General features: G+C 71.8%; 22 protein-coding genes. 9 read left to right on the top strand and 13 right to left on the bottom strand.

The window, feature by feature from the left end; all coding sequences use genetic code 11:
• Positions 1–397: 397 nt before the first annotated feature.
• Positions 398–1483 (top strand): tryptophan dimethylallyltransferase family protein, encoded by a 1086-nt coding sequence (locus Actkin_RS13700; RefSeq protein WP_189213822.1) that lies wholly within the window; start codon positions 398–400, stop codon positions 1481–1483.
• Positions 1484–1515: 32 nt separating this feature from the next.
• Entirely contained in the window at positions 1516–2883 is a 1368-nt protein-coding gene (locus Actkin_RS13695; protein WP_258907459.1) for a tryptophanase, read from the top strand.
• A 7-nt stretch (positions 2884–2890) separates the two neighbouring features.
• Here the strand turns inward: Actkin_RS13695 and Actkin_RS13690 are convergent, their stop codons facing one another.
• The 3 genes from Actkin_RS13690 to Actkin_RS13680 all read right to left on the bottom strand — a co-directional run bounded on the left by Actkin_RS13690 (position 2891) and on the right by Actkin_RS13680 (position 4642).
• Positions 2891–3538 carry a maleylpyruvate isomerase N-terminal domain-containing protein gene (locus tag Actkin_RS13690; protein ID WP_258907458.1) on the bottom strand — a complete coding sequence of 216 codons (648 nt, stop codon included), beginning with the start codon at positions 3536–3538 and terminating at the stop codon, positions 2891–2893.
• A gap of 94 nt (positions 3539–3632) precedes the next feature.
• Complete coding sequence (locus Actkin_RS13685) at positions 3633–3797, bottom strand: DUF397 domain-containing protein (protein ID WP_258907457.1); 165 nt, start codon at positions 3795–3797, stop codon at positions 3633–3635.
• Positions 3794–4642 carry a helix-turn-helix domain-containing protein gene (locus tag Actkin_RS13680; RefSeq protein ID WP_258907456.1) on the bottom strand — a complete coding sequence of 283 codons (849 nt, stop codon included), beginning with the start codon at positions 4640–4642 and terminating at the stop codon, positions 3794–3796. Before Actkin_RS13680 ends, Actkin_RS13685 begins: the two co-directional genes overlap by 4 nt.
• Positions 4643–4730: 88 nt before the next feature.
• Between Actkin_RS13680 and Actkin_RS13675 the strand changes: the two genes are divergently transcribed.
• Both Actkin_RS13675 and Actkin_RS13670 read left to right on the top strand, forming a co-directional pair.
• Complete coding sequence (locus Actkin_RS13675) at positions 4731–4898, top strand: hypothetical protein (protein ID WP_258907455.1); 168 nt, start codon at positions 4731–4733, stop codon at positions 4896–4898.
• A complete protein-coding gene (locus Actkin_RS13670; protein ID WP_258907453.1) occupies positions 4895–5224 on the top strand; it encodes a hypothetical protein in 330 nt (109 codons plus the stop codon). The genes Actkin_RS13675 and Actkin_RS13670 overlap by 4 nt, the downstream gene beginning before the upstream one ends.
• On the opposite strand, the gene Actkin_RS13665 is transcribed toward Actkin_RS13670, so the two are convergent.
• From Actkin_RS13665 to Actkin_RS13650, 4 genes are read right to left on the bottom strand one after another with little or no spacing between them, the layout of a single operon-like run.
• Positions 5225–5815, bottom strand: coding sequence for a GTP-binding protein (locus Actkin_RS13665; RefSeq protein ID WP_189213816.1), 591 nt, complete (start codon positions 5813–5815; stop codon positions 5225–5227).
• Positions 5796–6167: a DUF742 domain-containing protein gene (locus Actkin_RS13660; protein WP_189213815.1), complete on the bottom strand. Its 372-nt coding sequence runs from the start codon at positions 6165–6167 to the stop codon at positions 5796–5798. The genes Actkin_RS13665 and Actkin_RS13660 overlap by 20 nt, the downstream gene beginning before the upstream one ends.
• 10 nt (positions 6168–6177) lie before the next feature.
• On the bottom strand, positions 6178–6630 hold the full coding sequence (locus Actkin_RS13655) for a roadblock/LC7 domain-containing protein (RefSeq protein ID WP_189213814.1): 453 nt from the start codon (positions 6628–6630) through the stop codon (positions 6178–6180).
• 43 nt (positions 6631–6673) lie between these two features.
• Positions 6674–9205, bottom strand: coding sequence for a sensor histidine kinase (locus tag Actkin_RS13650; RefSeq protein WP_308425936.1), 2532 nt, complete (start codon positions 9203–9205; stop codon positions 6674–6676).
• A gap of 259 nt (positions 9206–9464) precedes the next feature.
• Here Actkin_RS13650 and Actkin_RS13645 point away from each other — a divergent pair, with 259 nt between their 5' ends.
• The gene (locus Actkin_RS13645; RefSeq protein WP_258907452.1) at positions 9465–11273 is read left to right on the top strand and encodes a DNA/RNA non-specific endonuclease; all 1809 of its coding nucleotides are present in this window, start codon (positions 9465–9467) and stop codon (positions 11271–11273) included.
• A 142-nt stretch (positions 11274–11415) separates the two neighbouring features.
• Here Actkin_RS13645 and Actkin_RS13640 read toward each other — a convergent pair whose 3' ends face one another.
• The 5 genes from Actkin_RS13640 to Actkin_RS13620 all read right to left on the bottom strand — a co-directional run bounded on the left by Actkin_RS13640 (position 11416) and on the right by Actkin_RS13620 (position 16000).
• A complete protein-coding gene (locus Actkin_RS13640) occupies positions 11416–11814 on the bottom strand; it encodes a pyridoxamine 5'-phosphate oxidase family protein (RefSeq protein WP_258907451.1) in 399 nt (132 codons plus the stop codon).
• 1041 nt (positions 11815–12855) lie between these two features.
• Entirely contained in the window at positions 12856–13794 is a 939-nt protein-coding gene (locus Actkin_RS13635; protein ID WP_258907449.1) for a sporulation protein, read from the bottom strand.
• Positions 13795–13897: 103 nt separating this feature from the next.
• A complete protein-coding gene (locus tag Actkin_RS13630) occupies positions 13898–14278 on the bottom strand; it encodes a RidA family protein (protein WP_189213810.1) in 381 nt (126 codons plus the stop codon).
• 1 nt (position 14279) lies between these two features.
• Positions 14280–15035 carry an IclR family transcriptional regulator gene (locus Actkin_RS13625; protein ID WP_189213809.1) on the bottom strand — a complete coding sequence of 252 codons (756 nt, stop codon included), beginning with the start codon at positions 15033–15035 and terminating at the stop codon, positions 14280–14282.
• Entirely contained in the window at positions 15032–16000 is a 969-nt protein-coding gene (locus Actkin_RS13620; protein WP_396122988.1) for a sugar kinase, read from the bottom strand. The genes Actkin_RS13625 and Actkin_RS13620 overlap by 4 nt, the downstream gene beginning before the upstream one ends.
• 161 nt (positions 16001–16161) lie before the next feature.
• Between Actkin_RS13620 and Actkin_RS13615 the strand changes: the two genes are divergently transcribed.
• The 4 genes from Actkin_RS13615 to Actkin_RS13600 all read left to right on the top strand — a co-directional run bounded on the left by Actkin_RS13615 (position 16162) and on the right by Actkin_RS13600 (position 21505).
• Positions 16162–17433: an alanine racemase gene (locus tag Actkin_RS13615; protein WP_189213808.1), complete on the top strand. Its 1272-nt coding sequence runs from the start codon at positions 16162–16164 to the stop codon at positions 17431–17433.
• A complete protein-coding gene (locus tag Actkin_RS13610) occupies positions 17430–18965 on the top strand; it encodes an N-acyl-D-amino-acid deacylase family protein (RefSeq protein WP_258907922.1) in 1536 nt (511 codons plus the stop codon). Before Actkin_RS13615 ends, Actkin_RS13610 begins: the two co-directional genes overlap by 4 nt.
• A gap of 8 nt (positions 18966–18973) precedes the next feature.
• Entirely contained in the window at positions 18974–19906 is a 933-nt protein-coding gene (locus Actkin_RS13605; protein WP_258907447.1) for a lactonase family protein, read from the top strand.
• Positions 19907–20008: 102 nt separating this feature from the next.
• Entirely contained in the window at positions 20009–21505 is a 1497-nt protein-coding gene (locus tag Actkin_RS13600; protein ID WP_258907446.1) for a beta-N-acetylhexosaminidase, read from the top strand.
• Positions 21506–21579: 74 nt separating this feature from the next.
• On the opposite strand, the gene Actkin_RS13595 is transcribed toward Actkin_RS13600, so the two are convergent.
• A complete protein-coding gene (locus Actkin_RS13595) occupies positions 21580–22329 on the bottom strand; it encodes a GntR family transcriptional regulator (RefSeq protein WP_189213805.1) in 750 nt (249 codons plus the stop codon).
• Positions 22330–22364: the final 35 nt, after the last annotated feature.

The following is a 22364-nucleotide window of genomic DNA, read 5'->3' as shown; positions in this document are numbered from 1 at the left end:
CAAGCTAACACGACGAATCGGGCGCGGCAGAGCCCTGGCCCGCGGGACGTGCGCGCGATCACGCGACCACGCGCGGTGATCATCCCATGGGCCGTCCACTCCGGTGTGGATGTCCAAACCGTCCGATCCGCACTGATCAGGACCTTCGCCACAACGGTATTCGAGGAATTGGCGAACATATCGCGGTAATTGCGATTAGCCACGCTCCGTAGCGAAAGTGAGCTCTTATCACACAGGACGGTGGGATCACAACCGGCGGGTGTTTCGCCGAAATCTCTCACGCTCGGTGAGTGGGGACGAGGCGTAGATCACCATTTTGGCGGTAGAGGACGGTCAGCGTTCACCCGTAGGTTTGCCCGGTCGGCGGGCTGTTGTGTTCACAATCTTCGGAGTCGGGATGAGCGCGGAAACACTCGGCGATCACGTCAACGCGCAATTGCGGGCGCTCGGCTCCGCGATCGGATTGGGCGCCACGACGCACCGGGTCCGCGGCCTGCTCGACGACCTGCTCGGCGCCGCGGCGCGCTGGCCGCTGACCGCTCCCCGCTGGTCGTCCGATGTGGCCGACGACCACTCCCCCATCGAGTACTCGGTCGCCTTCGCCCCCGACGGCTCGCCCACGCTGCGCCTGCTGGTCGAGTGCGTCGCCGACGACCCGTCCCCCGCGGCGAACCAGCGGGCCGCGCTCGCCGCGCTGGACCGGCTCGCCAGCCGGCTTCCACTGTGTCTGGACCGCTTCTCCCGCGTGGCCGAGCCGTTCCTGGCCGACACCCCCGCCGAGCCGTTCTCCCTGTGGTTCTCGCTGGTCGCGCGGCCCGGCGTGCGGCCGATGCTCAAGGTGTACCTGAACCCGCTCGCGCACGGCCGCCAGCGCGCGCCGGAGCTGGTCGGCGAGGCGCTGGACCGGCTCGGCTTCACCGGGGCGGAGCGGGTGCTGCGCGGCGGGCTGCGCGATCTGTCCTCAGTGGACCACTACTCGTTCTTCGCGCTCGACCTCGACGACCGGCCGGACGCGCGGGCCAAGGTGTACGTCAGCCAGGCGGGCGCGACCCGCGCCGACGCCCAGCGCGCCGCCGCGGTGAGCCGCGGCGGCGACCCGGCCGAGGTGGCCCGGTTCTGCCTGGCCGCGGCCGGTTCGGACGGTCCGTACACCGGCAGGCCGCTGGTGTCCTCCTACACCTTCCTCAGCGGCGACGGCGCCGAGCCCAGCGGGTACTCGCTGTACGTCCCGGTCCGCGACTACGTCACCGACGACCTGGAGGCGCTGAACCGCACGCGCGACCTGTCGACCCGCTACGGCGTGCCCGCCCGCGCGGTCGACGCTGCCGTGTCGGCCGTGCTCGGGCGCGACCTGCGCGACGGCCCCGGCCTGATCGCCCACCTGTCGCTGCGCACCGGCCCGCCGCGGCCGGGGATGACGGTGTACCTCTCCGCCGAGTCGTACGCCATGATCACCCGTGGCCGTAGTGTGGGGGCCGCATGAGGAGTTGACGTGCTGACGAGGGGTTGTCGCCGATGCCGCTGATGGAGCCGTACCGAATCAAGGTCGTGGAGCCGATTCCGGTGCTCACCCGCGCCGAGCGGACCGAGGCCATGCAAACGGCGGGTTACAATCCGTTCAACCTTTCCGCCGACCGGATCACGATTGACCTGCTCAGCGATTCGGGAACAGGCGCGCTTTCCGCGGCGCAACAGGCAGCAGGGGCGCTCGGCGACGAAACATATGCGGGCGCGCGGTCCTATTTCCGATTCCACGACGCCGTCGCCGAGCTGACCGGTTTCGAGCACATCATGCCCGTGCACCAGGGCCGCGCCGCCGAGCGCATCCTGTTCGGCGCGATGCTCGGTCCGGGCCGGGTGTGTGTGTCCAACACGCACTTCGACACCACCCGGGCCAACGTGGAGCTGAGCGGGGCGGCGGCCGTCGACCTGCCGTCGGCGGCCATGAAGGACCTCGACAGCGACGACCCGTTCAAGGGCGACATCGACCTCGACGCGCTCTCGGCGATGCTGGCAGGCCCGGAGGACGTCGCGGTGGTCGTCATGACCGTCACGAACAACGGCGGCGCTGGCCAGCCGGTGTCCATGGCGAACCTGCGCGCCACGGCCGAGCTGTGCCGCGCGCACGGGGTTCCGCTCATCCTCGACGCCGCCCGCTTCGCCGAGAACGCCTGGCTGGTCATCCAGCGCGAGCCCGGCTGGTCCGACCGCACCCCGGCCGAGGTCGCGCGGGCGGCGTTCGACCTGGCCGACGGCGCGGTGTGCAGCCTGAAGAAGGACGCCATCGTGCACATGGGAGGGTTCCTGGCGCTGCGCGACCGGGAGCTGGCCACCCGGTGCGAGGCGATGCTCATCGCGACCGAGGGCTTCCGCACCTACGGCGGCCTGGCCGGGCGCGACCTGGAGATGATCGCGGTCGGCCTGCGCGAGGTGGTGGACCCGGCGTACCTGCGGACTCGCGCGGCGCAGACGGAGTACCTTGCCGAGCTGATCCAGGCCGCGGGCGTGTCGATCGTGCGGCCCGCGGGCATCCACGCGCTCTACCTCAACGCGGGCAGGCTGCTCAGGCACCTGGAGCCCGCGCAGTACCCGGGCCACGCGCTGGCCTGCGAGCTGTTCGTCGCGGGCGGCATCCGCTGCGCGGAGCTGGGCTCGCTGTACCTGGGCGTCGAGGACGCCGAGGGCAGGCTGGTCAAGCCTGCGCCGTACGAGCTCGTCCGCCTCGCCATCCCGAGGCGGGTCTACACGCAGAGCCACCTGGAGTACGTGGCCGAGGTGATCGCCGGGATCGCCAAGGACCCGGAGTCGGTCCCGGGGCAGCGGATCGTGTCGGCGCCGAAGCTGCTGCGCCACTTCCACTGCCGCACGGAACCGATCTCCTAGCGGGTCGTCACAGCGCGGAGATGTGCGCGGGCGCGCGCTCGGCCCGGCTGAGCGCGCGCAGGACGCTCATCGGGCCGTGGCGGTCGACGGAGAGCTTCAGCAGGACGTCGAGCACGACGGCGACCGCGTCCGGGTCCAGCTCCGGGGTGTCGATGCCGACGCTGACGGCGAGGTCGTCGCAGTGGACGACGAGTTCGAGCAGCCGCGTGGTGATGAAGCCGTCGAGGGTGAGGGTCGTGCCCGCCCACGGGATGGGCACTACCCGGTCGGCGGCTTCCCGCGTGAGCGCGTCCGCGAGGTCGCGGACGGCGTCGCCCGCCCGCCGCACGAGGGCGTCCTGCCCGTCGGCGGCGTGGGACTCCCCGGAGTCGCGGGCCTTGACCTTGCTCGGGTCGTCGAGCGGGACCTCGGGCTCGCGCCACTTGGCCCGCAGATAGTGGTCGAGCACGGAGATGGGCTCGCCGGTCGCCTCGTCGAGGGCGAGCACGGTGGGCAAGGCGAAGATCTGCCCGGCCAGGTGACCGGCGAGGCCGCGGACGGAGAACTCGGGCAGCGCGCTGGGGCCGTCCCAGGCCCGGCCCACCGCCGGATGGGCGATGAGCCGGACCGCGGTGTCCGCAGTGGACAGAAAGAGAGCACGTACGTCGGTGGTCACGGAGCCCAGTGTAGGAGCGCTGAGCGAACGGTTTTCGCACGATCAGCGCTGTCTGTCACCGGCGTCCTGGCCGACAGCGATGTCCGGTCGAACGTCAGCGCTGTGCGCGCGCGTACGCGACCAGAGCGCGCGCGTCGGCGGTGAGGACGGCGCCGTTCTTGCTGTCCCGGACTGCGCTCAGGGTGTGGGCAAGCTCGACGCACTCGGTGTGACCGCCGGAACGGCTGGACTTCTTGAACCGCAACGCTTCCCTGGTCATGGCCAACTCCCGTCCTCGCACATCTTGGTGATCACCTCCAGTCTAGTCGTCGTCTCCGCAGGTGGGAGAGCAATTTCCAGCAGGCGACGCTTGACCTCCTGGTACGGCTTCGCCTCCTCGTCGAACAAGAACGTGGCTGACCGCAGGTGCTCCAGGTGCACCATCGAGCCGAATCGGTCGAAGTCCAGCAGGTACCAAGCACTCATTGCGTGCATCGTCGGCCGCTCCACCAGTCGGATACTGATGCCGTCACGCTTGCTCAGGCAACGGACGTGCCATAGCTGTTCGACGAAGTCCTTCCGGCTGCTCAGCATGTTCCGGAGTGCGTTGATGCCGATGATTGCGGTGTAGTCCACCCCTCGGCGATCAAGCAACGCCTGCCGATGGAGTCGGGCGTCGACCAGAGCTTGGACTTTCTCTTCACCGTGCCCATAGTCCCGCATAACTGCAGCGGCATACTCCGAAGTCTGCAGCAAGCCAGGGAGCAGACCGGGAGCCCACTTGGTCATCCGCTTGGAGTCCTCTTCATAAGAGGTCATGGCACCCAGTTCGCCGGGCATCCCCATCGGGCCGCTGTCCCACCACCCCGACGAGGGCGAAGTCTTTGCCCACCGCAGCAACTGCTTGCGCCGGTCTGGTGGCAGGCCGTAGATCACAGCCAGGCCCATCACCGCCTCCGGCGAGACATGCCGCATCCCCCTTTCGAGTCGACTTAGCGTCGAGACATTCCAGTGCAGTTGCGAGCAAACCCGCGTGAGGCTCATGCCAGCCTGCTCGCGAATGCTCCGAAGCTCCGCTCCCAGCGCACGATCGCGCGGCGTTCCGAGTTTGTGTCGATCCGTCATCGTTCTCTCACCTTTCTGTCCACGTGGGCAACGGCCTACTTTCGGCAACACAGCGTATTGCTACCGGAAGGCACCGACAGTGAGTGAGATGGCCCTCGGGACCTGGGCGTGTATCAACGACAACTGCCGCATGGAAATGGAGGTGACCGCGTGCGGGGCCATCGAGGTCACCTTCGAGGAGGGCTTCGAACTCCTCTTCAGCGCTCACGCCCTGGAGCGCTTCGTCGGGCTCGCGCGGGGAGTGCTGGAGTCGTGAACGACTCGGTCCGGCGGTATCCCGAACTCGCGGAGCTGGTGCGGCTCAAGGACGCGGGCTGGGTCTTCCGGCCGCTGCGCGACGGGCGCGGCGAACTCGCCGGACTGGTGGGCACGCGCTGCCGCCAGGACTTCACCGACGCCCTGTTCGTCTTCGACCGAGGGCACTTCGTCGGCGCGCGCGTGCTCGACGGGGACGGCTGCGTCTGGCTCAAGGACGGCGGCGACCTCGCCGAGATCGCCCGCGACCTGTCGGCGCTGCCCGAACCCGACGCGCCGGGCGCGCCGCGGCTGGTGCGGCGGCCGAGCCTGCTGTGGACGCCGTGATCAGGCGGGCGCCGTCTCCAGCCTGCGCATCGTGTGGTGGACCAGCTCCACCAGGACCCGCTTGGCCGACTCGCGGTCGCGCGCGTCGCAGGCGATCACCGGCACCGACGGGGCGATGTCCAGCGCGTGCCGGACCTCCTCCATCGTGTGCGGCCACGCGCCCTCGAACTCGTTGACCGCGACGATGAACGGGATCCCGCGCCGCTCGAAGAAGTCGATCGACGGGAAGCTGGAGTCCAGCCTGCGGGTGTCCACCAGCACGATCGCGCCCAGCGCGCCGTGGGCGAGCTCGTCCCACATGAACCAGAACCTGTTCTGACCGGGTGTGCCGAACAGGTACAGGACCACCTGGGCGTTGATCGTGATGCGGCCGAAGTCGAGCGCGACGGTGGTGGTCTCCTTGCCGTCGACGAGGTCGTCCACCCCGACGCTCGCCTCGGTCAGCACCTCCTCCGTGCGCAGGGGCGGGATCTCGGAGACCGTGTTGACCAGCGTGGTCTTGCCGACCCCGAATCCGCCCGCCACCACAATCTTGATCGAGGTGGGGATCAGCGGCGTGTCGCTCACCTGTTCAGATCCTCCGAATGCCATCGAGTACGGCCTGCAGAAGCTTGGTGTCGGTGATGTCGGAGGTCTGGAACAGCGCGCCCGCGACCACGTGACCTCTCTCCATCAGGTCGCCGAGCAGCACCTTGACCACGACCAGCGGGACGTCGAGGTAGGCGGCGACCTCGGCGACCGACAGCGGGGCCTGGCAGATCTCCAGGATCTGCAGGTGCTCCGGGCTCAGCGCGCCGGGATCGGCCGGGTGACCGGCCGCGCGGACCTGGGTGACCAGGTTGAGGTTCGGCGCGTTCGGGCGCGTCCGCCCCCTGGTCATCGCGTAGGGCCGGACCAGGGGGCCAGCCGCCTCGTCGTACCACCAGTCGTGGTCCGGGTTCATCCGCGCGCCCTCACGACGGGCGTCGGCCGGGCACCGCCATGGGCTGGCCGCCCGGAGGTGTCGACCCCGAGCGCGGCGCCGACGCCAGGTGCGCGCCCACCCGCTTGACCAGCATGTTCATCTCGTAGGCGATCATGCCCACGTCGGCGTCCTCCTCGGCGAGGACGGCAAGGCACGCGCCGCGGCCCGCCGCGGTGACGAACAGGAACGCGTGGTCCATCTCGACGATGGTCTGGCGCACCTGACCGCCGCCGAAGTGCCTGCCGGTGCCCCTGGCCAGGCTCTGGAACGCCGAGGCCATCGCCGACAGGTGCTCGGAGTCGTCCTTGGACAGTTCGGCCGACCTGCCGAGGAGCAGGCCGTCCGCGGAGAGCACGACCGAATGGCGGATGCCGACGACCCGACGAACCAGGTCGTCCAAAAGCCAGTTCAGCTGCTGGTCCTGGCCGATCTTGTCGTTCACCTTGCGCGGTCCTTCCCCGGGTAACCGGACATCGTGGCGGCGATCATGACTCGACCCCGGGATCGGCCTCGCGGGCCTGCCGGGTGCCGCGCTGGAACGCGGACATCGTGTCGCGGACCCGCTCGGCGGAATCCTCCTCCTCCGGCTCCGGGTACTCGGCCCAGTCCGGCAGCAGGGGCTCCCCGCGCAGTTGCGGCGCCAGGTTCTGCTGGCGCTGCCTGCGCGGAAGGGCGGGTCGTCCGCCGTTCCCGTTCAACTCGGGAGCGGGCGGGTGCGGATCATCGTTGCTGGGCGGATCGGCGCGTCGCGGCGTGGGTCCGATTCCGTTCTCCTCGGTGATCAGCCGCTTCGGCAGCGGCGGGGAGATCTCCGGCATCTCCTCGTCATCCACGGGCCACTGGGCCTCGATCTCCTCGGCGTCGGCCCACTGGTGCGACCGGCCGGGGGGCGCGTGGGCGGTCAGCGCGGCGGGCTCGCGGGCCGAGGGGACCGTGCCCGCGCGCCGCTCCGTCTGCTTGCGCGGACGCGGGCTGGGGCGCTCGGGCTCGGCGGGGTACTCCGCGGTCTCGGCCACGATCTCGGCGGGCAGGAACACCAGGGCCACGGTCCCACCGTACGGGGATTCCCGCAGTTCCACGCGGATCGAGCGGCGCGCGGCCAGCCGGGCCACGACGAACAGCCCGAGCCGGGACTCCCCGCGCAGCGCCATCGCGTCGAACTCCGGCGGGTGGGCCAGCATCCGGTTGTGCTGGTCGCGATCCTCCGGGGCCATGCCGAGGCCGTGGTCCTCGATTTCGACGACGACGCCGCCGGAGACCTGGCTTGTGTAGACCTCGACCTGCGAGCGCGGCGGGGAGAACGACGCGGCGTTGTCCACCAGCTCGGCGACGAGGTGGATGGTGTCGGCGACGGCGACGCCGTGCAGGGACACGTCCGGCACCTGGTTGACCCGCACGCGCACGTACTGCTCGGTCTCGGCGACCGCGGCGCGCAGGATGTCCAGCAGCCGCACCGGCTTGCGCCACTGCCGCCCCGGCTGCTCGCCCGCCAGGATGATCAGGTTCTCGGCGTTGCGGCGGGCGCGGGTGGCCAGGTGGTCGAGCTGGAACAGCGAGTCGAGGTGCTCGGGGTTCTCCTCCTCGCGCTCCATCCGGTCCAGGATCTTGAGCTGGCGGTGGACCAGGCCCTGGTGGCGGTGGGCGATGCCGAGGAAGACGCGGTTGACGCCCTCGCGCGCCTGGGACTCCTTCACCGCGGCGGCGACGGCGGTGTACTGGGCGGCGTTGAACGCGTCGGCCACCTGGCCGATCTCGTCGGTGCCGTAGTCCAGCGGCGGGACCTCGGCGGCCACGTCGACCCGGTCGCCCTGGCGCAGCCGGTCGACCAGCGACGGCAGCCGCTCGTGGGCCAGCCGCAGCGAGTCGGTCTTGAGCTGTTCCAGGCGGGTGACCAGGGCCTTGTTGACCAGGCGGCGGGAGATCCGCATGGCGACCACGATGCCGGTCACCACGGCCAGCAGCGCGATCAGGCTGCCGATGATGACCTCGGTGAACTGCTCGTCGGCGCGGTCGAGGCCGAGCTGCACGGCCGCGTTGCTCTGCTCGGTGGTGAGCTTGATCAGCTCCTCGGAGACCCGGGTGGTCAGCTCCTGCCACTGCGCGGCGGAGACCGGGACCGTGGGCTCGACGGTGTCCTCGCCGTTCTCGCCGTTCTCCGGCGGTGGCGGCGGCGCGGCGGCCCCGATGAGCCGGTTCTCCGCGGCGCCGAGCTGCTGCCAGGTGTCGGAGCCGGTCAGCTCGCGGTAGTGGTCGCGGACCTGGTCGGTCGCCGTCGGCGCGATCGCGGCCAGCTGCGTGCGGTAGCTGCCGACCAGCGACGTGAACTCGACGTGCTGGGCCGGGGTGAACTTGCCCGCGGCGATGGCGGCGGAGGCGACCGACGACGCGCGCGACATGAAGTCGCCCGCGCGGAACAGGCCGACCGCGTCGATGGCCTCCTGGAGCACGACCGGGTCGGGCACGATGCGGGCCTGCGTGTCGAACAGGCCGTGGGCCGCGTCGAGCAGGCTGTTGTAGTAGCGGTAGATCTCGTCCGGGTCGGCGTTGCCCGCCGAGACCTGGGCGCGGCGCTGGTCGAGCGGGCCGAGCACCTCGGTCAGCGCCTCGACCTTGACCGTCACCTCGGTGGGCGCGTTGGCCGACAGCTCCGCCATCGCGGTCTGCAGCTCGCGCACGGCGCGGTCGGTGGCGCGCTGCTGGTTCTCCAGGCCGACGGTGTCGTCGTTGTTGGAGTACAGCACCGTCATGGTGAGCTGGCGCTCGCGCTGGACGGCGCTGAAGGTGTTGAGCGCGGGGATCGAGGCGTCCTTGACGCCGCTGGTGACGGCCTTGAGGTAGATCGCGTCGAAGACGGTGTAGGACGAGAAGACCGCCCACATCACCAGCAGGATCACACTGGGGAAGACGACGACGCCGGTCAGGCGGGAACGGATGGTCGTGGTAGCGCGGGTGTCGCCCGGCTGCTGCGGACCACTAGTCAGCTTCACGTTCCCCTTCTCCAGCCATCCCAGCTTCACCTCACCGAGTGAGTTGTTGCGCGTGCACCTTGATCAATATCACGGAGAGCCAATGATCGCCTGCGGTACGCGCATCCGGAGCGTACCGGTTCACCCGTGGGCGTGGGTGACACCCCCGTTTCGGGTAGCGGCAACCCGTTCGGGCCAGGGCGGGTGACCGAAAGGGCAACAAGCGGTGACGGGTGACCCCCGGCCCTTGTCGCCCGGCGGTGGGCGTGGGCATGGTCGGGACACCCCACCGTTTTTGTAAGGAACCGCTATGACGGATCTCTCCGCCGCGCTGCGCTCGTTCGTCCGACTCCGCGGCTCGGACTACCTCCGCGACCCGAACGTCACCTCGATCGGCATCGGCAACAAGGTGCGCGGGGGCGAGCGCACGGACGAGGTGTGCGTGCAGTTCACGGTCGGCGCGAAGGTGGAGCCGGAGGCGCTCGGGGACCTGGCGACGTCGCCGCTGCCGGAGTCGATCGAGATCGCGGGCGTGTCGGTGCCGACCGACGTGGTGGAGCGGACCTACCGGCCCGCGTTCCGCGTGGTGGAGGCCTCGCCGCCGGAGCCGCGCAAGTCGCGGATGGACCCGGTGCGGCCGGGGGTGAGCATCGGCCATCCCCGGATCACCTGCGGGACGGTGGGCGCGGTGGTGTACGACCGGGAGACGGGCGCGCCGTACCTGTTGAGCAACTGGCACGTCCTGCATGGGCTGGACGGCGAGCTGGGCGACACCGTGGTGCAGCCGGGGACACATGACGACAACCGCACCGAGCAGAACGCGGTGGGCGTGCTCGCGCGCTCGCACCTGGGGGTGGCCGGGGACTGTGCGGTGGTGTCGGTGAGCGGGCGCGGGATCGATCCGTCGGTGCTCGACCTCGACGTGGTGCCGAGCGAGCTGGGCGATCCGGAGCTGGGTGACGCGGTGGTCAAGAGCGGCCGGACGACGGGCGTCACGCACGGGATCGTGCGGCGGGTCGACGTGCTGGCCAAGCTGGACTACGGCGGGGACATCGGCACCCGGGAGATCGGCGGCCTGGAGATCGGCCCGGACCCGGACCGGCGCGCGGCCGACGGCGAGATCAGCCGGGGCGGCGACTCGGGCGCGGCCTGGCTGGTCGCGGCGGACGGGAAGCCGACCGGCGTGCTGGCCGGGCTGCACTTCGCGGGCGAGGGCGGCGGCGACCCGGACGAGCACGCGCTGGCCTGCCTGCCCAAGTCGGTGTTCGACAAGCTGGGGATCACGCTGGACCGGCCGGAGGTCGCCGAGACCGCGATCGGCTACGACGCGGAGTTCCTGGGCGTGAAGGTGCCGGTGCCGGGGCTGGACGCGGGGGCGTCGGCGGTGGTGCTCGACGGCAGCACGACTATCGACTACACGCACTTCTCGCTGGCGCTGTCGTCCGTCCGCCGGTTCGCGTTCTGGGTGGCGTGGAACATCGACGGCAGCGGGTTGCGCAAGCTGCCGCGGTCGGGGATTGCCTTCGTGAAGGACCCGAGGCTGCCCGCCGACACCCAGCACGGCGACGAGTTGTACCGGGGCAACCGCTTAGACCGCGGCCACCTGGCGCGGCGGGCGGACCTGCTGTGGGGCAGCGCGGAGGAGGCGGACCGGGCCAACCGGGACTCGTTCTACTTCACCAACATCACGCCGCAGCTGGACGCGTTCAACCAGGCGGCGCGGAACGGGCTGTGGGGGCGTCTGGAGGACGCGCTCTTCGAGGACGTGGAGGTCGACGACCTGCGGGTGAGCGTGGTGGCGGGCCCGGTGTTCGGCGCGGACGACCGGGTGTACCGGGGGGTGGCGGTGCCTCGGGAGTTCTGGAAGGTCATCGCGCACACGGTGGGCGGGGAGCTGCGCGCGTCGGCGTTCCTCCTGACCCAGAATTTGGACCGGCTGGAAACGCTGGACCTGGACGAGTTCGCGGTGTACCAACTGCCGGTCGCCGAAGTAGGCGCCCGCACCGGTCTCAATTTCCCCACCGCCCTAACCGACGCCGACACCGCACCCCCACGCCCCGAGGCCGACACCCCACCCCACCCCCTCACCGGCCCCGCCGACATCCGCTGGACCCCCTAAGCCCAGATGATGACATCATCGCGCAGTTTCAGATGATGTCATCATCTGACTTTCGGATGGTGACATCATCCCAATTCCGAATGGCGACATCATCTGCGTTCTCGGATGACGCCATCATCTGACCAGATTTCACATGGTCAGATCATCGGAGATCGCGGACGCCCTTCACGGTCCCCATCACCCTGCCGACAGCGATCTCGATGACCACCCGCTCCGGATTAGGCCGAGGCTGCCGATACCGCTCCGCATACCGCCGAACCGCCTCCCCCACAGCAACAGCATCGTCCCGCACGGTAGCCACCCCCTCCACAGTGGACCACCGCCGCCCGTCCAGCTGACAAACAGCCACCACCGGATCAGCGACCACGTTCCGCACCTTCCACGACCCACGCGAGGTAATCACCCGAACCAACCGAGCGTCAGCATCAAAGGTCGCCCCCACCGGCACAACATGCGGCGACCCATCCAGCCGCCGAGTAGTCAACGTACACAGATGACGCTCCGTCCAGAACGCCAGAAACTCCGCATCGGGCTGCCACACGCAACCAAGACTACGGGGGGCGAGCACCGCCCACCCCGTCCCCGCCACGCAGCAACCACCAGCCCGACCACCCGACAACCGGCACGCCCGCACCCGGCACCGCGCACCCAGCACCCGCACCCCCATCCCGCACCCGGCACCCCACCCGGCACCCGGCACCCGGCACCCGGCACCCGGCACCCGGCACCCGGCACCCGGCAGAACACCACCCGACCAGCCACCTTCGGCCACCGGGGCACCGTGCAAACCGCCCTCCCGGCTAACCGCACCCCGGCTAACCACCCCGGCCAACCATCACCCGGCAAACCACCGCCTGACCGACCACCCTCGGGCCAAACCACCGAGCCCGGCCCACCCCCCGGGCCCGGCCCACCCCCCGGGCCTGGCCCAACCCCGGGGCCAGCCCGACCGCTGGGGCCAACCGCCCACCGACCGAACCTGCACCCGCCCCCCACCACCATCCGGCCAACCGGCGCCGGGCCACCAGGTCAACCACCGGCCCGGCCAACCATCCCCCGACAACCACCGCCCCACCAACCACCACCACGGGGCCACCGCGCCAACCACCGGGACCACCGGGCTAACCACCCCACCCGACCAGCCAGCACCACCGACCGTTATCCGGCCAACCACCATCGGGCCGCCGAGCCGACCCCCAGCCGACCGAGCCAACCACTCGCCCCGGCCACCCACCACCCCGGCCGCCAACGACGAACCCACCACCCCTGGCCCACCACCATAAGAACCACCGGGCCGACCGCCGGGCGACCGGGCCAACCACTCGCCCGGCCACCACCACCAGCCGCCACCCGACCAACCACCACCACGGCCAACCACCACCACGGCCACCCACCGTCAGGACCACCAGGCCGACCGCTCGGCGACCGGGCCAACCACTCGGTCGGCCACCACCCAGCCGCCAGCCGACCCACCACCACGGCCGACCACCATCAGAACCACCGGACCGGCCACCGGGCGACCGGGCGAAACAACCGCCCGGCCACCCATCACCCAGCCGCCACTCAGGGCGGCCTGCCGCTTCTAGTCGTCGCCGAAGATGGCGTCGCCGATTTCGTCCAGGACTTCGCCGAGGATCATGCCGCCGACGATGCCTGCGGCGGCGCCTGCGACCAAGCCGCCGCCGTGGAGGCCGTGGCCGCCGCCATGGGCACCATCGCCGCCATGGGCGACGTGGGCGCCCTGGCCGAAGGACGCTCGCCTGCCCGCCGCCTGTGTCAGCCACTCGCCGATGCGGGACGTCCAGTCGGTCGTCTCCGCCTCCGCGTGGCTGACCTGGAAGCGGCCGAAGACGTCGCCGCCCTGGGTGAAGAGGCCGCCGCGCTTGTCGGCCTCCAGGACGACGGTCATGCCGTGCGCATCGGTGATGAACGTCAGCTCCACCTGGCTGATGCCGCCCGCCAGCTGGGCGGGCGGGTGGTACTCGATCTCCTGGAAGAACGGCAGCTGCTGGTTCACCCCGTGGATGCGGCCCATCTCCAGGTCCGCGCTCCGGAAGTGGAAGCCCATCCGCTCGAACGCCGCCAGCACCGCCGCCTGCGACGGCAGCGGCTCGACGTGCAGCGGGTCCATGTCGCCCTTGTCGACGGCCTTCGCGACCGCCAGTTCCGTGCGCAGCCCGAGCGTCATGCCGTGGAGCCGGTGGCCGCCGATCGCGGTCACCGGGGTCTCCCACGGGATCTGGATGCGGAACGGGACGACGTGCGACTGGCCCGCGCGCAGCGGGAAGCGGCCCGCGACGACGTGGCGGTCGAACTCGACGTGGCCCTGGGTGTCGTCGCTGCGCTCGACGCGGGTGACCAGCGAGAGGGCGACGTAATCGATGTCGGCGTCGTGCTCGCCGCCCTGCATCCGGACCTCGCCGGTGACCGTGCCGCCGGGCATGGCCGAGCCCGAGGACAGCACGGTGTCCACGGACGGGCCGCCCACGCCCAGAGCGCGCAGCATCTTCTTGAACACCATCGTCGGAGCTCTCCTTACGCCGGTAGCCGGTCCTCGTCCCCTGGGACGCGCGGACCGTTCGCTGGTTCCGCCGGGTACGTCGCCCGCGGCGTCCCCGGCGTGACTAGTCGACCACGGCGAGGGCGTCGATCTCCACGAGCAGCCCCTCGGGCAGTCCGACGTAGACGGTCGTCCGCGCCGGGAACGGCTCGCTGAGCAGCTCGGCGTAGGCGGCGTTCATCTCGGCGAAGTGCGCCACGTCGGTCAGGTACACCCGCAGCATCACGATGTCCTGCTCGGTCGCGCCCGCGGCCTCCAGCACGGCGAACACATTGCGCAGGCACGCCCGGGTCTGCTCGGCGACGGTGTCGCCCACCAGCGACCCGGTCGCCGGGTCGACGGCCACCTGGCCCGCGACCTGCACGATGTTGCCCTTGCGGATGCCCGGCGACAGCGGCACGGGCGGGGGCAGCGCGCCGGGCGGGGTGATGGCGGTCCTGGGCATGTCAGTCCTTTCCGACGGGGTTCCACCCGCAGGCGCGGGAAGCGGTGTCGGCCGCGGCGAGCAGGTCGGGGACCAGGGCCAGCAGGCCGGGCCGGTCGAGCAGGATCTTCGGCACCGACACCGACACCGCGGCCAGCACGGCACCCGCCTGGTCGCGGATGGGCGCGGCCACGCAGTGGATGAAGTCCTCGTGCTCGGAGTCGTCGATGGCGTAGCCGCGCTCGGCCACGGTCCGCAGCTCGGCCAGGTAGTCGGCGGCGTTGGTGATCGTGTTCTCGGTCATCGGGGTGTAGGTGATCGACTCGGCGATCTCCCGGCGGCGCGGCTCGTCGAACGCCGCGACCAGCACCTTGGCCACGGCGGTGCAGTGCAGCGCTGCCCGTTTGCCGATGCGCGAGTACATGCGCACCGGGTGCTTGCTCTCGTACTTATCGATGTAGACGACCTCGCCGCTCTCGTAGCTGGCCAGGTGCACGGTGTGGCCGGTGGCGTCGTTGAGCGCGCGCAGCGCCGGTTCGGCCTGCCTGCGGACATCGCGCTGGTCGAGCGCCCGCGACGCCAGGTCGAACAGGGTCGCGCCGAGCCGGTAGTGGCGGGCGTCGGCGCGCTGGACGAACCGGTGGGCCTCCAGGGTCCGCAGCAGCCGCAGCACCGTGGTCTTGTGCACGCCCGCGGACTCGGCGAGCTGGTCGAGGGTGCGCGGCCCCTCGGCGAGCGCGGTCAGCACCGTCAGCGCGCGGTCCAGGCTCTGGCTCATCTGACCCCTCTGGCGGTCACGTGCGTCGTCGCCCAGGTCGTGGCGTCCGCGTCGAGCAGGCGGGCGACGAGGTCCCCGGGCAGTGGGACCGCAACATCATGCTGGGTGCGCAGGGCCCCCGCCGCGTGCAGGTGCCCCGCGCGCAGCCGCCGCCTCGGCGACTGGCCCGCCAGCGTGGCGGCGAGGAACCCGGCGGCGAAGGCGTCCCCGGCGCCGACCGGCTCGACGACGTCCACCCGCAGCGCGGGCTCGAACACCGCCTCGCCCGCCTCGATCAGCGTCGCCCCGAGCGAGCCCTGCTTGACCACGAGCGTGGTCGGCTCGGGCAGCAGCTCCCGCACGTCGGCCGGGTCGGACACGCCCCACAGCGCCTCGGCCTCGTCGGCCCCCACGAGCACGATGTCCGCGCGCGCCGCGAGGCCGCGCAGCACGTCCGGCGCGCCGGAGTCCCACAACGCCGGCCGCCAGTTGACGTCGAACGACACCCGGGGCGCGCGGTCGAGCACGGCCTCGATCAGGGCGCGGCAGCGCGGCGAGAGGGCGGCGGTGATCCCGGTCAGGTGGACCAGCCGGGCGGCGGCGACGTCGACGCGGTCGAGCACGTCCGGCCCCATGTCGGAGGCAGCCGAGCCGAAGCGGTAGTACCGCATCGGGCTGCCCGAGGCGTTGGCCTCCTTGATGTAGACCCCGGTCGGGCGGGTCGGGTCGACGGCGACCCCGGACACGTCCACCCCAGCTGCGGCCACCGCGGCGACGACGGCGCGGCCGAACGGGTCGTCGCCCACCGCGCTCACCCAGCCCGTCGGGACCCCGAGCCCGGCGAGGGCGCACGCGACGTTCGACTCGGCCCCGCCGACGTCGCGGACCCAGGTCCGGACCTGGTCGGCGGGCCCGTCCTCGCCGGGCACGAACACGGCCATGGACTCGCCGAGGCACAGCACCTCGGGAGTGTCGACCCGCTCCACAGGCACCCCCACAACTCCCGGTTAACTTAACCGGTTCGCAGCGGCATGCTACACATCACATAGCGTCTGACGCACTAGGCGTTGCAAGTAGTGCAACTTGGCAAGAATGATTCGTTCTGGTCGGATCGGAGTCGGGTACCCGGGAGAAAGGTCGGCACCGCATGAACGCCAGCCTCGACAGGTCCGCCGTCGCCCGGCTCCGCGACGAGCCGCTGGACTGGCGCTTCCGCCAGGTCCCCACCGGCCGGACGCTCGGCGAGACCGCCGCGGCCCGGCCCAACCTCTTCCGCGACGGCTTCCTCGGCCCCCTGGTAGTGCTGGACGAGGCCGCGCTGGAGCACAACCTCACGACGCTGGCCGACTGGTCGGCGCGGCAGGGACTGGCGCTGGCCCCGCACGGCAAGACGACGATGGCCCCGGCCCTCTTCGCCCGCCAGCTCGACCTCGGCGCGTGGGCCATCACGGTCGCCCATGCCGGGCAGGCCCGGGTCTGCCGCGCCTTCGGCGTGACCCGCGTGCTGGTCGCCAACGAGTTCACCGACCCCGGCGGCCTGGCCTGGCTGTCCGGCGAGCTGGCCGACCCCGGCTTCGAGTTCCTGTGCTTCGCCGACTCGGTCGAGGCCGTCGACCTCATGACCCGGGGCCTGGCAGGCGCGCCGCGACCCATCGACGTCCTGGTGGAGGTCGGCATGGCGGGCGGGCGCACCGGCGTGCGCGATCTCGCGGAGGCCACCGCCGTCGCCAAGGCGGTCTCCGCCAGCCCGGCGCTGCGCCTCGCGGGCGTGGCGGGCTACGAGGGCCCGGCCGCCTCCACCGCCGACGTCGAGGGCCTGTCCGCGGTCTGGTCGTACCTCGACGCCCTGCGCACCGCGGCCGTCAGCCTGCACCCGATGGTCGAGACCCCGCGCACGATCGTCACCGCGGGCGGCAGCGCGTACTTCGACGTGGTCGCCGCGTCCCTGACCGGCGCGTGGCCCATGCCCGTGCTGCCCGTCCTGCGCAGCGGCGCGTACATCACGCACGACGACGGCTTCTACCGCGACGTCTCCCCTCTCGGCGCCACGCCCCGCCTCACGGGCGTGCCGCCGCTCAAGCCCGCGCTGACCGCGTGGGCCCAGGTGAGTTCCCGCCCGGAGCCGGGACTGGCCCTGCTGGCGGCGGGCAAGCGCGACCTCTCCCACGACCTCGGCATGCCCCGCCCCCGCCTGCACCGCACCGCCGACGGCGTGACGCCGCTGGAGGGCTGCGAGGTGACGGCGATGAACGACCAGCACACCTATCTCCGCGTGCCCGCGGACCACCCACTGTCCATCGGGGACTGGGTGGCGCTCGGCATCTCCCACCCCTGCACCACCTTCGACAAGTGGCCGCTCATCCCGGTGACCGCCGAGGACGGCGAGACCGTGGTCGACCTCATCCGGACCTTCTTCTGATGACCGTCTACAAAGGCGTCACCGTCATCGACGGCACCGGGGCCCCCGCCTATCGGGCCGATGTCGAGGTCGCCGAGGGCCGCGTCGCCCGGATCGGGCGCGTCCCCGGCGCGGGCACGGACGCCCACGGCCTGGTCCTGTCCCCCGGCTTCATCGACATGCACTCCCACTCCGACCTGCTCCTGCTCACCGAGCCCGCGCACGAGGCCAAGACCACCCAGGGCGTGACCACCGAGGTGCTGGGCCAGGACGGCCTGTCCTACGCCCCCGTCGACGACGCCACCCTGGCCACCCTCCGCACCCAACTCGCGGGCTGGAACGGCAACCCGGAGGACTTCGACTGGTCCTGGCGCTCCGTCGCCGACTACCTCGACCGCCTCGATCAGGGCATCGCCGTCAACGCCGCCTACCTGCTGCCGCACGGCACCATCCGCATGCTCGTCATGGGTTCCGACGACCGGCCGCCCACTGCCGACGAACTGGACCGCATGCGCCGCGAGGTCGCCACCGGCATGACCGAGGGCGCGGTCGGCCTCTCCGCCGGGCTCACCTACTCCCCCGGGATGTACGCCGACACGGCCGAACTCGTCGCCCTGTGCGAGGTCGTGGCGGCCCACGGCGGCTACTTCAGCCCCCACCACCGCAGCTACGGCCGCAACGCGCTCGACGCCTACGCCGAGATGATCGCCGTCTCCCGGGCGTCCGGCTGCCCCCTGCACCTGGCCCACGCGACGCTCAACTTCCCGGAGAACGCCGGCCGCGCGCCGGAACTCCTCGCGCTCCTGGACACCGCCGACCTGACCCTCGACACCTATCCCTACCTGCCCGGCGCCACCAGCCTCGCCGCGCTGCTGCCCGGCTGGGCGTCCGCGGGCGGCCCGGAGGCCACCATCGCGCGGCTGACGGACCCGGCGACCCGCGAGCGCATCCGGCGCGAGATCGAGGAGGAGGGGTCCGACGGCTGCCACGGCGTGCCGGTCGACTGGTCGGCCATCGAGATCAGCGGCGTGCGCGACCCCGCGAACCGCCGCCACGTGGGCACGCGCGTCGGCCAGGCCCCTCGGCCGTTCGAGTTCTTCGCCGACCTCCTCGTCGCCGAGCGGCTGGGCACGTCGTGCCTGATGCACGTGGGCCACGAGGACAACGTCCGCGCGATCATGCGCCACCCCGCCCACACCGGCGGCAGCGACGGGCTGCTCGTCGGCGACCGGCCGCACCCGCGCGCCTGGGGGACGTTCCCCCGCTACCTGGGCCATTACGTCCGCGACGAGGGAGTCCTCGACCTCGTCGAGTGCGTGCACCACCTCACCGGCCGCCCCGCCCGCAGGCTCGGGCTCGCCGACCGCGGCGTGGTGCGCGAGGGATACGCCGCCGACCTCGTCCTGTTCGACCCCGACACCGTCGCCGACAGGGCGACCTTCGACCAGCCGCGCACGCCAGCGGCGGGCATCCACCACGTCCTCGTCAACGGCGTGCCCGTGGTCGAGGACGGCCGACCGACCGGGGCCCTCCCGGGCCACAGCATCCGCTAGGGGACACCGTGATCGTCTACATCGGAGCCATCGAGGGCGACGGCCTCACCGTCGCCACCGCCGACCCGGCCACCGGCGGGCTCACCGTCACCGACACGCTCGCCGACGTCCGCGAGCCCTCGTTCCTCGCCATGCGCGGGACCACGCTGTACGCGGTGGTCGAGGAGCCCGAGGGCGCCGTCACCGAGCTCGACATCGCCGACCCGGCCGCGCCGAAGGTCCGCCGGGTCGTCGCGACCGGCCAGGCGGGCCCCACGCACCTGTGCCTGCACGGCGACCACCTGGCCGTCGCGCACTACACCGACGGCACCGTCACGATCCACGACCTCGACACCCTCGCCGTCACCGACCGCCTGCGCCACGACGCCGACGAGCCGCACGCGCACCAGGTCGTCTCGCGCGGCGACTGGCTGGTCGCCGTCGACCTCGGCGCGGACGCGGTGCTCACCCATCGAGTCGACAACGGCCGGATCACCCAGCACGCGCGCTGCGACCTGCCCAAGGGCACGGGACCCCGGCACCTCGCCTTCCACGGGGACACCGCCGCCTACGTCCTGGGCGAGTACATCCCCGGCGTCACCCGGCTCGCCTGGGACGCGGGCGCCTTCACCGTGACCGGCCACCACCTCGTCACCGCGCCGGGCGCGCCCGAGACGTTCCCCGCCGAGATCATCGCGGCCGACACGCACCTCTACACGAGCAACCGGGGCGAGAACGTGATCGCCCGGCTCGACCTCGACGGCACGCTGCGCCAGAGCGTCCCGGTGGGCGGGGACTGGCCGAGGCACTGCGCCGTCGACCCCACCGGGCGCTGGCTCTACGTGGCCAACCAGCGCTCCCACAACGTCACCTGGCTGCCCCGCGACCCGGCCACCGGCGAGCTGGGCGAGCCGGTCGGCAGTGTCACGGTCCGTGGCGCGTGCATGGTGGCGTTCGCCTGAGAGGGTCAGCTTGTGCCCGGGATGAGCGCGTTCTACCATCCTCTCCATTGCCGCCAGTGAAATCTATGTTGCGTAAGATGCAACAGCGGGGAAGGATCGGGGATGAACGCCTTCGACACCCTGCTCCCCCGCCCGGTGTCGGCCCGGTCGACCGGGGGGACGTGCCGGGTCACCGACCCCGCCGCGCTCACCGACGCCTCCACTGTGGTCATCGACCCGGTCGCGCTGCCACATCCTGAGTCATACCGACTTTCCATCACACCGCAGGGCGTCCAGGCCACCGCGGGCGACGCGGCTGGCGCGGCCCACGCCGCCCGCACGCTGCGCCAGCTGCTCGGCCCGGACGCCTTCCGCGCCGCCGACATCCACACCGGCGAGTGGACGCTGCCGTGCGGGGAGGTCGTCGACCACCCGCGCTTCCCCTGGCGCGGCGTGCTCCTCGACGTCGCCCGCACCTTCCAGCCCAAGGCGGCGGTGCTGCGGTTCATCGACCTGATGGCCGCGCACAAGCTCAACGTCCTGCACCTGCACCTGACCGACGACCAGGGCTGGCGCATCGAGGTCCCCGCCTACCCGCGGCTGACCGAGGTGGGCGCCTGGCGCAAGGGCTCGTGGACCGGCCGCCAGCCCGACGGCGACCTCACCCATGACGGCCGCCCGCACGGCGGCTTCTACACGACCGCGGACCTGCGCGAGATCGTCGCCTACGCCCGCGCCCGGCACATCACCGTCGTGCCGGAGGTGGACGTGCCCGGCCACAGCCAGGCCGCCATCGCCGCCTACCCGGAACTCGGCGCGTCCGGCGCGCCGGTCGAGGTGTGGCACGCGTGGGGCGTCAGCGAGCACGTCCTCGCCCCGACCGACCACGTGATCGACTTCTACACCGCCGTGCTGGACCACGTGCTGGACGTGTTCGACGCGCCGGTCGTCTGCCTCGGCGGCGACGAGGTGCCGACCAAGCAGTGGCAGGAGCACCACGCCGACCGGGTCGCCGAACTCGGCCTCGACTCCGTCGACGCGGTGCCCGGCTGGTTCCTGCGCACGCTGGGCAGGCACCTGGCCGCGCACGGCAGGCGCACCCTGGGCTGGGACGACGTGATGGACGCTGGCGACCTGCCGCCCGGGGTCATCGTCGCGTCGTGGCGCGGCGAGGAGGCCGGGCGGGCCGCGGCGCTCGCGGGCCACGACGTGGTCATGTGCCCGGAGCAGCACGTCTACCTCGACCACCGGCAGTCCGAGCACCCCGACGAGCCGATCCCCGTCGGGTACGTGCGCACGGTCGAGGACGTCTACGCCTACGACCCCATCCCCGACGGCCTGCCCGAGGACGCCCACCACCGCGTGCTCGGGGCGCAGGCCCAGATCTGGACCGAGCACCTCGACGGCCCGCGCCGGGTGGACTACGCGGCGTTCCCTCGGCTGGCCGCCTTCGCCGAGGTGGTGTGGACGCCGCCGGAGCGCCGCGACCCGGCGGGGTTCGTCGAGCGGCTGGCCGCCCACCACCTGCCCCGGCTCGACGCGCTGGGCGTGGAGTACCGCCCGCTCTCGGGCCCCCTGCCGTGGCAGACCCGGCCGGGCGTGCCCGGCAGGCAGCGCTGAGGAGAGGAGCCGCTTTCGACGCGACCGCACAAAAGCGGCCCGGCCGTATTCGACCGGGCCGGAAAATTCCTTCCCTATTCCACTTCGCGCGGGGAAACCAGCGTCGCGACGAACTTGTACCGGTCGCCACGGTAAACCGAGCGCACCCATTCAACCGGCCGATTGTCGGTGTCGAAAGAATGCCTCGACAGCCGAAGCATCACCGCGCCGACCTCATTGCCGAGCAGGGCGGCGTCCGCTGGCGTGGCCAGCGTGGTCTCGATGGTCTCCTCCGCGTGCCCCAGCTCCACGCCGTAGTGCTCCCACAGCACCCGGTACAGCGAGGTGTCCCCGACGCGGGCCTCCAGGCCGGGGAAGCGGGTCAGCGGGAGCCGCGACGTCTCGATCGCCATGGGCTCCCCGTCGGCGCTGCGCAGCCGCCTGAGCCGCAGCACGTCGGCCCCCGCAGGCACGGCCAGCAGCGCGGCCAGCTCCGGTTCCGCGGCCTCGATAGCGGCCTCCAGCAGGGACGATGTGGGGTTGAGCCCGTGCGAGCGCATGTCCTCGGTGTAGGAGGACAGCTGCAGCCGCTGGGTCACCTTGCCCGAGCCGACGTAGGTGCCGCTGCCGTGCACGCGGGTCAGCCTGCCCTCGGCCATCAGCTCGGTGAGCGCCTTGCGCACGGTGGTCCGCGAGACCCCGAACCCCTCGGCCAGCGCCCGCTCGCCGGGCAGCGGGCCGCCGGGCCCGGCAGCGGCGACCATGGCGAGCAGCCGGTCCTTCAGCGCCCAGTGCTTGGGCGTCCGGGCCGATTTCCGGCCGTTTTCCGCGAGGTTGTCCGCCATGAGTGTTCCTTGGTCGCGCGCCGATGGGCAGGGTG

The sequence above is a fragment of the Actinokineospora sp. UTMC 2448 genome (assembly GCF_024760565.1).
Taxonomy (GTDB): domain Bacteria; phylum Actinomycetota; class Actinomycetes; order Mycobacteriales; family Pseudonocardiaceae; genus Actinokineospora; species Actinokineospora fastidiosa.
This window is presented reverse-complemented; position numbering and strand designations above follow the sequence as displayed.

What these genes read in the sequence shown, in the direction of transcription:
- Actkin_RS13680 (WP_258907456.1), bottom strand. Translation starts at nt 4,642, where the DNA reads ATGACGGATCGACACAAACTCGGAACGCCGCGCGATCGTGCGCTGGGA.
- Actkin_RS13625 (WP_189213809.1), bottom strand. Translation starts at nt 15,035, where the DNA reads ATGAGCCAGAGCCTGGACCGCGCGCTGACGGTGCTGACCGCGCTCGCC.
- Actkin_RS13700 (WP_189213822.1), top strand. Translation starts at nt 398, where the DNA reads ATGAGCGCGGAAACACTCGGCGATCACGTCAACGCGCAATTGCGGGCG.
- Actkin_RS13665 (WP_189213816.1), bottom strand. Translation starts at nt 5,815, where the DNA reads ATGGCATTCGGAGGATCTGAACAGGTGAGCGACACGCCGCTGATCCCC.
- Actkin_RS13615 (WP_189213808.1), top strand. Translation starts at nt 16,162, where the DNA reads ATGAACGCCAGCCTCGACAGGTCCGCCGTCGCCCGGCTCCGCGACGAG.
- Actkin_RS13600 (WP_258907446.1), top strand. Translation starts at nt 20,009, where the DNA reads ATGAACGCCTTCGACACCCTGCTCCCCCGCCCGGTGTCGGCCCGGTCG.
- Actkin_RS13685 (WP_258907457.1), bottom strand. Translation starts at nt 3,797, where the DNA reads ATGACCAGGGAAGCGTTGCGGTTCAAGAAGTCCAGCCGTTCCGGCGGT.
- Actkin_RS13695 (WP_258907459.1), top strand. Translation starts at nt 1,516, where the DNA reads ATGCCGCTGATGGAGCCGTACCGAATCAAGGTCGTGGAGCCGATTCCG.
- Actkin_RS13645 (WP_258907452.1), top strand. Translation starts at nt 9,465, where the DNA reads ATGACGGATCTCTCCGCCGCGCTGCGCTCGTTCGTCCGACTCCGCGGC.
- Actkin_RS13660 (WP_189213815.1), bottom strand. Translation starts at nt 6,167, where the DNA reads ATGAACCCGGACCACGACTGGTGGTACGACGAGGCGGCTGGCCCCCTG.
- Actkin_RS13675 (WP_258907455.1), top strand. Translation starts at nt 4,731, where the DNA reads ATGGCCCTCGGGACCTGGGCGTGTATCAACGACAACTGCCGCATGGAA.
- Actkin_RS13595 (WP_189213805.1), bottom strand. Translation starts at nt 22,329, where the DNA reads ATGGCGGACAACCTCGCGGAAAACGGCCGGAAATCGGCCCGGACGCCC.
- Actkin_RS13635 (WP_258907449.1), bottom strand. Translation starts at nt 13,794, where the DNA reads ATGGTGTTCAAGAAGATGCTGCGCGCTCTGGGCGTGGGCGGCCCGTCC.
- Actkin_RS13630 (WP_189213810.1), bottom strand. Translation starts at nt 14,278, where the DNA reads ATGCCCAGGACCGCCATCACCCCGCCCGGCGCGCTGCCCCCGCCCGTG.